Source organism: Larkinella arboricola, assembly GCF_003259745.1.
GTDB lineage: Bacteria > Bacteroidota > Bacteroidia > Cytophagales > Spirosomataceae > Larkinella > Larkinella arboricola.
The window spans coordinates 351,998-364,612 of record NZ_QLMC01000006.1; the positions used below are offsets into that span (position 1 = coordinate 351,998).

A 12,615-nucleotide genomic window follows, 5' to 3' on the forward strand; every position below is an offset into this window, starting at 1 on the left:
ATGGTTACGTTAACGGATGGAACCCCGCTAAATGGGCCCGGCACGATTGCCTTTTTTACGGTCTTTGGCAGCGTGATCTGGGTGGTCATCGGGGAGTCATTGCGGGCAATGCCGCGACCCGCGATACGCAGACACGGATGCATCTGATTACGTATACGGTCCCGGTGAGCAAGCTTAGCTACCTGGGGGCACGATTCCTGGCCGCTCTCACCACCCTGAATGCCTTGAGATTCTGCTGATCCTTTATGCCGACATGCTTCTTTCTATTTATGGTCCGGGGGCCAAAACGCAGTTTGTGGGTCCGTTCCGGCTGGCGTCCTATTGGACTAATTATGCCTACCTGGCCTTGCTGACGGTCGTTGCTGCGACCTCCATAGTGGCCGGGCCATCGCCAGCTACATGGCCAGCATCGGCATTCTCCTATTCTCCCAGTTCGGCGGCACGACGGTACGGTTCGCCCTGGAATGGAAAGTGCTGGGCAGCCTGCTGGAGATGGAAGGCTGGACGCCCATCGACAAGAATACAGCGAAGCTTGGCAGTTCTTGCTCAACTGCTTCTGGCGGGTTGGGTCAGCAAAGCCAGCTTGCTCATCAATGGGCTGTTGGACCGGGCCGCCGGGCGGTTGGGTACGCACTAATAATAGGCGTTGGCGTAAAGCACTTAAGCTGGTCAAGTCTTGAAGTACTTGACCAGCTTAAGTGCTTGATTTGTAGACTGCTCTCTAACCACAGGGGAAATGAAGCGGCTGAAGGTTGAGAAAGAATCAGGGCATTATAGATGCCCGTATGTTCGCAACAGCTTATATTGGTTTGTGGACTGAAGAGCGGTAGGGTTTTGATAAGTTTGAGAGCCACCTTGATGCCTGTCTCGGAGTTAGGTGACTGAGTCTGCAAGACGATGGACTTGCCATCAAATACAGCCCAGTCTAGGGTAGCCTTCGTCAATACCAATGTAATAGCGAATGTCTATGACTAATTTTAGAGTTGAACGATTAGCTTGCGGTTTACTCGATACCTTGCTAAAGGGCCTGTATCCCACATTTCTATCACACCGGCGACCCGGTCGAGTCTTGGCAAGCGGCACAGACCAGCCTCTGAATCGGCCCATGGGTCTGTAGCCCAGCCGAGCGATAGGATGTGCTGGTCCGTTTTGCTTACCAGCAGGCTACTCCATTCCTGGAATAATCTCACCTCACAAACCTAAAGGCCGACGCGGTTTGAATCGTATGGATACGAAAGGTGTGATGAGCATAACTTTGGTTGACATAAGGACAGTTATAAAATACAATTCATTACTCCTGGCCCAGTTCAATAAATAGACTCCATTTCATTTCATGTTGCGTAAACATTTGTCCAGCATTTTGTGGCAAATCCACGTCACCGAGCTTGTTATCTCTACCCAAGCTGCACCAAGCCAGCCTTGACCGGCCTTGTCGGCCGCTGGAGAAAAGGACCCTATCCCTCCAGAATGGCCCTTACGGTGGCAACCAACACAGATATAGGCTCATATTATTATATTTAAGCCGATTAACCTAAGCCCTCAACGACGTGTTCGCTAACCTTTGCTTTATATTGCTATGTATGCTGGCCATGCATCCGTTGGTGGCACAGCCCTTTACCAGCCGTAACCTGAGCCTTCAACAGGGCTTACCCGAATACTATGTTTCAGGCATCGTGCAGGATAAGGCGGGTTTCGTCTGGATCGCTACCCGCGACGGGCTGGCCCGTTTCGACGGCCGACGCTTCAAGCTCTTTCGCCATCAGATTCGAAACCCCAATTCATTAGCCAATAATGTGATCACTTCGCTCCAGGTGGTCTCGGACAGCACCCTGCTGGTGCAAGTAGAGACGGGTATCATTCAGCTATTTAACCCCCAAACCGAACAGTTCAGAAACTTGCTCACTCAACAACGGCTCGATCAGGACCATGCCCATGTGAGCAATGTTCTATTAACTTCTGATGAACGGCACTTCTGGGGGCGATGGGAACGGCAATTGATCCATTATTCCCCCCGACAGGATCGAATCACAAGCTATTCTTTACCCGACCAATTCCTACCGAACAGTGTTTTTGCCGGGAATCATCTGCTGCTCGACTCCACACCGCATCGTATCTATGCGCCGTTTGCGGGCGGAATGGCCCAGCTCAACACCCAGAAGGGTCAGTTCCACGCCTGGCCCTTTGCCCCATTAGGGCAGCAAGGAGCCGTCGAAACCTACTCTGGCATTCCGGTTGCCCGACGCGCTAACGGCGAATTGTTAACGGTGGCTCCCGGCCAGTTAGTCGCTTTCTCTCCCCGCACCCACCGTTTCCGGACCATCCCCATTCCTGACAAGCTGTCAACGCTAGTCGGCGTGTTGCACAGTGCACTCGATGGCAATGTCTACTTTACCTACGGCATGACAGTTTACCGGTTGACCCCCGACGACCGGATTACGCCCCTATGGACGGCCTCCCGCATCGATTATCAGAACTACTTTCACGCGCTGCTGCTGGACCGTTCGGGCGTTCTTTGGGTGGGCACCAACGGCGACGGCGTGCAGCAGATTGACCTGAGAGCCTTACCCATCAGGACGTATTCCTACCGGGTCAATTACCTGGTCGATGTATTCTCCGGCGAGCTGGGACTTAAGGTGCCGGACTATATCAAGTCCAATGAGATGGCTTACACACTACGCTGGAGTAAAGGGATGCGCTACCTGGCGGGCTGGATGGATGCGCCTTCATACCGCCTGTTACGGGCTGATTCGGCTCAACACCAGTTTCAGCGATTATTAGCCCTAAATGAAACTCACCATTCCGTGGCAACGCCCTTAAGATGGGATCACCCGGCCAGCTTTGGCTGTATGTCCCCTTCAAAGGCATTCTTCACACCGATACGACGGGGCGGGTGCTGGCCCAGTGGCCTTTGGTACTTGACCGGGTAAGTGATATTGAGCCCATGGGTACCTGGGTTTGGATCGGCACCGAGTTTAACGGATTATACGCCTATGATCTTCGCAGGCGGCGCATCGTGCGTCAGCTGCGCTACCAGGCCCAGGATTCCACCTCGCTGGTTTCCAATCAGGTCTGGTGTCTGGCCGCTGACCCCAACGATCCCGGCGTGCTCTGGGTGGGTACCCAGGAGGGGCTCAGCCGGGTGGACACCCGCACGATGCGCTGTCAGAACTGGACCGAACAACAGGGACTTCCCAACGCTACCATTAACTGCCTGCTAACCGACGCCCGCAAGCGATTGTGGTTTAGTACCTTCCAGGGTATTAGCCGACTCGACCCCCGAACCCGGCAGATGCGGCACTTTACCACCGACGATGGGCTTGGGGATATTGAGTACAAACGCCAGCACGGTGCCCAACTGCCCGACGGGCGGCTGGCCTTCGGGGGCGCTGGCGGCATGACGGTGTTTGATCCCCTGGCGCTGGAGGATTCGCCCCAGCCCATCCCCGTGGCGTTGACCGCCCTACGGATTGGCAATGTGCCGGTTGAACCCCGTCCGGTAGGATCACCCCTGAGGCAGTCGATAAACGCCACCTCAACGGTATATTTAAACTATAGCCAGAACTTTCTGAGCCTGGAATTTGCCGGTTTACAGTACAACAAACCCACTACCCTTCAGTATCGCTACCAGCTCCGTGGCGTAGATGCCGACTGGGTCTACGTGGGCAACCAGACGGTGGCTAACTATACCCAGCTGGACCCTGGCAGCTACGAGTTTCGGGTCAATGCCGCTGATGCGTTGGGCAACTGGAGCCCGCTGGTCAAAACCCTGCGCATCCAGATCACGCCACCCTGGTGGGGCACCTGGTGGTTTTATCTGCTGGTCAGCCTGGCGTCTCTATCGGCTATGTACGGGCTATACCGCTACCGGTTAGCGCAGGTACTCAAACTTCAGCATCTTAGGAATGATATCGCCCGAGATTTGCACGATGAGGTTGGCTCCTCCCTCAGTACCATTGCCATCTATTCAAAAATAGCGCTTCAACAGCCAGGAACATCCACCTTTACAAGTGAACCCCTGTTAGTGAAAATTGCTGAACAGGCGAATCACGTTATGGGATCGATGAACGATATTGTCTGGAGTATCAATACCAGGAATGATGCCTTCGAGAAGGTGTTCAGCCGGATGCGCGAAGATGCTTTCCAACTCCTGGAGGCCAAAGGATACACGCTGCATTTTGATTTTGACGAAAATCTGCACCGCACGAAGCTAGACATGGAAAAGAGACGCGACTTTTACCTTATTTACAAGGAAGCCCTAAACAACATTGCCAAATACGCGAATGGCAGAAACGTATGGATCAATGTCCATCTACGGAATTTAACAATTGATCTGCTCATTCGTGATGACGGTCTGGGCTTTGAGCTAAACGCCGTTGGCAGCCAGGGGAACGGTCTAAGTAATATGAACTACCGTGCCCGGGCCTTGAAAGGTACCCTACGCATCGTTTCTGAGCCTGGTAAAGGAACCACGCTTCAGCTGAGCTTTTGATGCATCGTATTGGCTAACGAATTTAGTGTAAATAAGCTATTGCCCCATGAGTTTGTAGCCGCTAAGTTTGCGACCATTTCGAGCGGAGTGAAAACCAGTTAAAATCGACCAGATGACCATGATTAAGGTAGCGGTGTTCGAAGATCACAAAGGCAGGCGCGAAGCGTTGGAGTTGCTCATTAGTCTTCAACCGGATATGCACTGCAGTGGGAGCTTCGGGGATTGCCGCAACCTGGTGGACAACCTTAAAGGCAATCCACCCGATGTTACGCTTATGGATATTCACATGCCTAATGTCGACGGCATTGAAGGCGTGAAACTACTACAGCGCTATTTTCCCAGCACTTACATAATTATCCAAACGGTTTTTGAAGACGACGAAAATATATTCAACTGTTTAACCGCCGGGGCCCATGGGTACATCTTAAAACAGGCTTCCAATGACAGGCTAATTGAAGCCATTCATGAAGTTGTGAATGGGGGCGCGCCCATGACGGCCTCTATCGCCCGGCGGGTACTAGAATATTTCAGCAAACGCTCCAAACGAAATACGGAAACGTATGACCTTTCCAAACGAGAAATCGAAGTACTGACCGAATTAGTCAATGGCTTAAGCCAAAAAATGATTGCGGCCAAACTGTTTATTTCCGTCCATACCGTGAACAACCATATTAGCCGTATATACGAAAAGCTGCACGTGCATAGCGTATCGGAAGCGGTGGTCACCGCCATCCAAAAAAACATTATCTAGAACCAGAAGCTGTCGGGCAGGTCAATAAATAGTGTATTTACGTCATTGCCCCCCTTTTGTTGGCCCCCTAATTTTGTGACGTTCTTTCAGGGCTACACCGGAAGTAGCCACAAGACGACGATATCCACATCATTCTTTATCTGCCGGAAGCCGCACAGATAATACACGCTTATTCTGATTTATTAAACCGAAACGGAAGGTAATAAATAGGCTTGGGAAAGTCTTTATTGTCAAAAGGTATCCTCTTAAAAACCACGTGGCTCCGTTTTGCTGGCCGCTCACAACCAATCAACGTTCTCAATCAATATAAACACAAAAGTTATGTCTTTACAAACTATTCTGACTACTCGCCGGAAATTTCTGGAACGCTCAGCATTGGGAGCAGGGGGTTTACTTCTTTCCTCATCGCTATTACAAAGCTGCATGAAAGATCACAACTTTCCTGGTCCCAATACACCTCCGCTTTTAGGTGACGCAAATATGGATTGGAATGAGGCAGTAAAAAAAGCCGTCACGACAGGGCTTGGAATGATTCCCGAAGCCGGTGAATTCATTGAGCCTTTGGTTGACATCTTTTGGCCCAACTCCGGCAATAGCCCATGGAACCAAATCAAAGACCAGGTTGACCAGTTAATAAACCAAAAACTCAATACCTTAGTCTTTAACCAGGCAACAGGCAAGTTGGATTCCTTGAAGCAAAATATGCTAGATTATCTGCAGGCAATCAAAAGCAGTACACCAGCGGGGATAAACAGTCAATGGATAACTGTTACAGAACTTTTTGTTAATAGTGAAAGTAGTTTCACGACAGCTGGGTACGAGGTGATGCTGTTGCCCTTGTATGCGCAGTTTGTCAACATGTATCTATCGATCTTACGCGATCCATTACTCCCTACCAAGCCAGGTTCTGGTGTACTTAATGGGACAAGCTGGGGGATGACCGATGCTAACATCAGCGATCTTAGGACAAGATTGCAAAAGTATATCACTGGTGCTCACGATTATACCACTACCTGGTATAATAACGGCAGAACGAACGTGGCAAAAATTGAGCGGGATGATGCGAAGGTCGAGCCTTTTCGGTCCACCAACGCCTATAACCGCCAGATGACGATGCTGGTTCTTGATTATATGGATTCCTGGACCTATTATGATGTTACCGCATATCCCAATGGAGCGCCAACAGCCCTGTTTACCCGCGAAATTTACTCGGACCCGTATGGCAACAGAGTAAATGTCGATCGTAATACCCCAGCCTTCGCTTTACCGTCACAGGCAACCCAGTTTCCTACTCAGGTAGTCGTATGGGGCAACAAGGACATTGGTGCGGTTCAGCTAACCTACCCAGCCGGTGGCGGACCCGGTGGGGTTACGACAACGTCCCGGATGGGTGATAATAAGAGTGGCAATCCGAACACATTTTACCCATCGGCGAACGAGCCGATTCTTGGTGTTTCAGTGTCCTATGACTATCCTGGAAATTACAACTTGACTATGGTTATCAACACGCTTCAGTTCACTTTGGGCTACTCCGGAACTACACCCATCCTGTCTCCGCAGCTGGGCCAGAAATTAGGACAATTCCGAGTAAATGTCGGGTATGATAATTATGCGCTGTCGAGTATTTATATTGACGGAGTCAATGAATCGTTAGGGCAATACGCCAACTGCATCGTGTTTGGATTTAAGCGCTTCTCGCGCCCTTAGTAAAAAGCCCCAACCAACAATCAGTGGCTGCTTTTCCCCAAAGCCTACCCTAACCTTGCCATACCGGTGGGTCTGATCACCGACGAGTTAATGGCGGTTCGTCAGGCGTATTGGGGCTCGGTTAAAGCGCGCGCTGAAGCGCTCAAATAGCCTGCCTTATTCACACCGAAACGCATATTGATCCATGGCCCGGGCAATAGGCCCGGCCATTTTAGTCTGGGGTAGGCTGCTGATGGCTGTTAATCAATCTTAAGAATCTCTAACTACTCATAATGCATTCTGTTCTTGTCGTAGGTGCCGGACCTGTGGGTCTGGTCATGGCTGCCGAACTGGCCCGGCACGGTGTTCCCTGCCGAATCATAGACGCCCTTCCTCAACCATCTCCCTACTGCCGGGCCCTGGGCGTGACCACCCGAACCCTCGAGGTCTGGGAGGATATGGGCATCCTGCGCGATACGATGGACGCCGGAATCTGGATCAGTGGCCGGCGAGTAACCATTGCCGGTAGACCCGCCCAGACTTATCGTGAGGATTTGAGCCAGTTCCCGTATGCCCACACTTCGCTGAGCATTCCACAGCCTTTGACCGAAAGCATACTGACCCGGCATTTGGCGTCCTTCGGTATCTCCGTTGAGCGGGGGGTTACTCTCACGTCATTAACGCAGGATGATAAAACGGTTTGTGTCCGGTTGGAATCAGCGGATGGCAAGACGGAAGAAACGCAGTTTCGCTATGTAGTGGGTTGTGATGGTGCGCATAGTTTCGTTCGCCAGGCCGCCGGTATCGACTTCGAAGGGGAGATGATGCCTTTTGAGTTCATGCTGGGCGATGTGCAGATGGACTGGCAACTGCCCCGTGGCTACGCATTCCAGTCGATCCAGCCCGCAACCCATGCCGCTCCCGAATTTTTTGTGGCCATCCCCTTACCGGAGCCTAATCGGTACCGGGTCTCGATGCTGGCACCAACAGATTCAACCCCAGACCGAGCCGGTACGGATCATGGGATTCAGTCTGAACGAGCAGCACCCGGTCTGGAATTACTTCAGGCTAAAGCGGATCAACTGGTGGGGGAACCCATTCGGTTAAGTGACCTACGGTGGTCTTCTATATTCCGGATCAGCATGCGTCTGGCCCGTTCCTATCAGGCGGGCCGGGTCTTCCTGGCCGGTGATGCGGCACACATTCATCCTCCTACCGGTGGGCAGGGTATGAATACCGGTATTCAGGATGCCTATAATCTGGCCTGGAAGCTGGCTCTGGTGCTAAGAGGTAAGTCACCGATGAGTCTGCTGGAGAGCTATACGATGGAACGGCGGCAGGAGGCCGAAAACGTCATCGAGCGATCGGTTCGGGCTTCGATGAACACGGGAGCCGCTGGCTTTAAAACGGATAAGCTGGCCGATACGCAGCTGACGGTTTCTTACCGCCATAGTCCCTGGGTTGAGCCGGTTTCGGATGCGAATTGGTCATCGGCACTGCAGCCCGGTGATCGGGCACCGGATTGTCCGGGTTTACGGCGGCAGGGGGTGGGGTATCCCTTTCGTCTCTTTGATGTCCTGCGGGGAACAGCCCACGTCTTATTGCTTAATCTGCCAGAGCCCACACAAGGCAGCCTGGATGATCTGCATGCATTAGCCGCACGCTTACGAGACGAGTTTGGGGAAGACCTTGGTTTGTATCTGCGGATTGTCGTCATCAGCCCACAAGCGGAGGGGATAAGTTATTTCCCCCAGATCACCTGGGTGTATGACCCCGATGGTTCATTTGCCCCTACCTACAGCTCACCAAACGAATCCAGTTGGCTGATCAGACCCGATGGTTACATCAGCTGGTGTGGAACAGGCTTAAACAACAACCATCTCTTCTTCTATCTGCAGAAGCTATTCGCAACCCATTGAGTAGAGTATTAATCAGCCTGGCGCCAGGGCGCTGGCGGGCTAGCCATTTTCAAATGCATCAAATGTCTTAAGAAAATGAATCAACCTGTTGAAGACGCTATACGGCTTGTCGTTGGCTTTTTTACTGTCATAGTAATCGTGCTGCTGGTGATCGGTAAGGCGTTGTATCAAAGTGGTTACGGCAGCAACTGGTAGTAGGCTGATGTCGGTGGGATTCGTATCCTACCGGCTCCAAGGGAGCTACTTAACTAGCTGTAAAGCCCGTAACCAAGGCAAAAGCCAGGAATGTTGATTCGCCGGAATCGCCATTGATCAGCGTCAAGCGCTCGCTGAAAACACCAGCCAGTAAGCCTTACCGCGCTGTTGATTTCAGCTTACCCATGTAAGACAGCGAGAGTTATCCCTTACTCATAAAGTTAAAACCTAGAACTAGTAACTTATTCCACCATGAAATCAATCCTATTCACCCTGAACCTATTTCTTAGTGTAGCCATATATGCCTGCCAGTCTTCTGAGGAAACCGGCAAGCAACCGCCAGGTCAAACCGCAGCGGAGCAACCTACGGCGGATTCCATCCTGCGAGACACGCTCACCAACAGCCAGGGTATCAAACTGGCGATGGCATACAACAACGCTAATCGTACCGCTACGTTCGTGCTAGCGGGGGAAGTAATTCACCTAAAGCAGGACACGCTGGCTGCGGGAATAAAATACCGTAACGCCGAGTACGAATACACCGAACATCAGGGTACGATGACACTCAAAAAAGGAGATAAAATTGTCTTCAGTAATCCGTGATACCGGGCTCTGAGCTTTACCCATGCTAACGACTTGCCATTCAAACCCGGCTTTGCAGCTTTTAGGGCTGATGTGTTTTCTTTTTTTGGGGAACGCATGGGATGCCTTCCCTCAAACGGTACCGCTGGGCATCGACTCGCTTCGCCACCTCGATCCCATTAGCACAGCAGCCCGTAAGCAGAGTTTTACCTACGCCACCAAAGATTCAACCCCGTTGATGCTGGACGTTTACCGCACCGGCGATAGCCTGACGGCAGGGAAAAAACCGTGTGTGCTCTTTGTCTTCGGCGGAGCCTTTATCGCGGGTCGGCGGGATGATAGCCTGTATAACAACTATTTCAACAGCCTGCTGGCCCATGACTATGTGGTTATTTCCATGTCCTACCGGCTGGGTTTGAAAGGGGTTAAGAACCTGTCTAAATATAACATTGCGCCCCTGCAGAAAGCCATTGCGATGGCTGTAGAGGATGTCTATGATGCCACTGCCTGGATCATCGATCATGCCGGACAGCTGGGCCTTGATCCAGATCGAATCATTCTGTCGGGCTCCAGCTCGGGGGCTATCACGGTTCTGGAAGCGGAGTATGGTCGTCGAAACAACAAGCCATCCGCCCAGAACCTACCGGTGGGGTTTAACTATGCGGGCATTGTCGCTTTTTCAGGGGCCATTTTCAGCGTCGATGGGGCCGTAAAATTTAAAGTTCCTCCGGCACCAACGCTGCTGTTTCATGGCACGGCGGATAAAATGGTCCCTTATGAGCAGGTTCGCTTTCTCAACCGGGGCCTGTTTGGGTCCTCTTCGCTTGCCCGAACCTTCAAAGCAAACGGATATCCCTACTACATTTACCGGGCCGAAGGATTGGGTCATGAAGTATCGGTTCTGCCCATGATTGATCATTTGCCCATCATCCTGGATTTTCTCAATCAGTTTGTCGTGCAGCGTAAGCCTTACCAAGTAGACGTTTCGTTTAAAGATCCAACGATCAAACCGATGATGTTACTGACCCCAAAGGAGTTGTTTAAAAAATTACAGCCCAACTAAAGCAAGGTTTTAGCCACTCCATTGACTAAACAAAGTGGCCATCATTAATGATGGCGGTAGGCCCGTTGAGCTCATTGAGACGGAGCTGCCCGTCGAGGAGTTGTGGGATACGGCCCAAAAGCAGAAGGATCTACAAATCGATGGTTTAAACCCGGGGAAGCCCTACGTTCATCATAGTACAGAACACCCAGCATTACATTCAGAGCCATCCCCTCCTGTGGGTTATTCCAACGCTCCTGCTGAGTAATTCCGATGATCCGGAGGCATCACCAGAATACCACTAAAATGGCCACTTTGTGGGGACGCCCCTTTGTTCCGCCATCGGGTCAAGTTAGTCAGAACGAAGCGCCCATTCAGAGCCGGGGCACTCATTACCCAACCCATTTGTCAGTATTCATTCACATTTTTCAACTAGGTAAACCAATGAAAATTCCTGTACATGCGAAGCCGATTTCACCCCGACTTCTGGGAGGGCTCCCATATTCGGTCGCAGTGATTCTTCTGGGGGTCATCACCCTGGCGGCCTGTAGCGACGACCATCGGCTGCCGCCGGTCAAAGAAACATCCCTAACCGATACCCACAAACAGATTGCCCTGCTGTGTATGCTTTCCAATGTCAACTATGATCTCATAGCTGCATCGCAGGAGGAGTTAAGACAGAATACGCTAAAGATAAATGATCTCCTGCAAAACAACGCCGACGTGCGGGCCTATATTGGCACCGACTGGCAGGTCGTTTGGGGGCCGGAAATTTCCAACAGCCGAAAGAAATCCAGCACCAGCGCAGTCGACAGTTTCGTTACAGACAATACGATGTATGTGGCCCGAGGCACCGACCTGGCCACGGGCAAAACTATACATGTGGTGGCCATAGCAGGTACGAATGCGGTATCGCGAAAAGGCGCAATCTTAGAAGATTTCAATGTACTCGAAGAAAAGGACTGGGGCGCTCCCGCTAGTGGTAAAATCAGCGCGGGCAGCGCCGTGGGCTTCAATATCCTCAGCTCGATGCGAGACGGGGCCACCGGAAAAACTCTACTCGAGTTTCTGGCCACACTGGGCGATGCCGGTCCCACTGAGGTGGCCTTTACAGGCCATAGTCTGGGCGGAGCCCTCTCGCCCCTGATGGCCCTCAAATGCATCGAGTGGACAGAACAGATGGGCTACACCAACATTACCATAAGCGTCTATCCGATTGCCGGACCGACGCCGGGCAATAAGGAGTTTGCCATTTATGCCGCCCAGAAATTTGGTAAGGGCTACCACTCGGTCATCAACGAGTACGACATTGTTCCCCATAGCTGGCAGAAAGATATGTTTGAAAAGATTCCGTCGCTGTACAAAAACGCCCCCCCTTTCAATCCGGGTGGTAACCAGGGGTTTGGGTTACCGCTCAAAGACCAGTTAGCGTTTAATGGGCTAAAAGCGATTATCGATCAGAAAACGTATCAGCGCATTGCTCCTGAGCGGGAGTTTGTCTTCCAGGGCCGAGCGAATGTGTATGCGGATGGGTCGGGTAGTTTTTTCAAGGAAGCTAAGTATCAACATGTGCTGGCTTATTACAAGGACGCCTTCGAATTTCCTCAATCGATTATGGATGTCCTCTCAAATTAATTTCCGCATAAAAACGCCTGCTCACTTCAGGAATTTAGTTCAGCTTTGGCATAGTATTGTCTTGATCCGTACACGAAGTCAATGAACATTCGTGTACGGATCAAGACCGGCTTTTCATCACATCGCCGGTTTGGACTTGCAACAAAATATTGGACAAATATCTAAGCGACATTCTGTAATTGTCTTTCACAATATTCAGAAGGAGAAATATATCTCAATCCTGACCGGGCTGCCGGCGCAGTGCCTTCTTTGACGCTTGTACCGCCGGGTTGCCCCGCAGATCTTCATACACTCAAATATGGCGTTTTTGCCTGTG

9 protein-coding genes are annotated in these 12,615 nt (G+C 51.4%); all 9 read left to right on the forward strand.

The features are described from left to right. Nucleotides 1-253 precede the first annotated feature (253 nt). The 9 genes from LX87_RS28615 (at nt 254) to LX87_RS23655 (ending at nt 12,299) form a co-directional block, all read left to right on the forward strand. Nucleotides 254-637 (forward strand): hypothetical protein, encoded by a 384-nt coding sequence (locus LX87_RS28615; protein ID WP_146624540.1) that lies wholly within the window; start codon nt 254-256, stop codon nt 635-637. A gap of 910 nt (nt 638-1,547) precedes the next feature. After that, a complete protein-coding gene (locus tag LX87_RS23615; protein WP_146624541.1) occupies nt 1,548-2,927 on the forward strand; it encodes a ligand-binding sensor domain-containing protein in 1,380 nt (459 codons plus the stop codon). Continuing rightward, nucleotides 2,819-4,489, forward strand: a complete 1,671-nt coding sequence (locus LX87_RS23620; RefSeq protein WP_111630762.1) for a sensor histidine kinase — start codon at nt 2,819-2,821, stop codon at nt 4,487-4,489. The genes LX87_RS23615 and LX87_RS23620 overlap by 109 nt, the downstream gene beginning before the upstream one ends. Nucleotides 4,490-4,607: 118 nt before the next feature. Beyond that, nucleotides 4,608-5,240 carry a response regulator transcription factor gene (locus tag LX87_RS23625; RefSeq protein ID WP_211325364.1) on the forward strand — a complete coding sequence of 211 codons (633 nt, stop codon included), beginning with the start codon at nt 4,608-4,610 and terminating at the stop codon, nt 5,238-5,240. A 321-nt stretch (nt 5,241-5,561) separates the two neighbouring features. After that, nucleotides 5,562-6,947, forward strand: a complete 1,386-nt coding sequence (locus LX87_RS23630; protein WP_111630764.1) for an insecticidal delta-endotoxin domain-containing protein — start codon at nt 5,562-5,564, stop codon at nt 6,945-6,947. Between the two features lie 272 nt (nt 6,948-7,219). Continuing rightward, on the forward strand, nt 7,220-8,845 hold the full coding sequence (locus LX87_RS23635; protein ID WP_111630765.1) for an FAD-dependent monooxygenase: 1,626 nt from the start codon (nt 7,220-7,222) through the stop codon (nt 8,843-8,845). A gap of 447 nt (nt 8,846-9,292) precedes the next feature. Beyond that, complete coding sequence (locus tag LX87_RS23640; RefSeq protein ID WP_111630766.1) at nt 9,293-9,643, forward strand: MliC family protein; 351 nt, start codon at nt 9,293-9,295, stop codon at nt 9,641-9,643. 22 nt (nt 9,644-9,665) lie between these two features. Continuing rightward, nucleotides 9,666-10,685: a carboxylesterase family protein gene (locus LX87_RS23645; RefSeq protein WP_111630767.1), complete on the forward strand. Its 1,020-nt coding sequence runs from the start codon at nt 9,666-9,668 to the stop codon at nt 10,683-10,685. Between the two features lie 423 nt (nt 10,686-11,108). After that, the gene (locus LX87_RS23655) at nt 11,109-12,299 is read left to right on the forward strand and encodes a lipase family protein (protein WP_111630769.1); all 1,191 of its coding nucleotides are present in this window, start codon (nt 11,109-11,111) and stop codon (nt 12,297-12,299) included. The last annotated feature ends 316 nt before the right edge of the window (nt 12,300-12,615 follow it).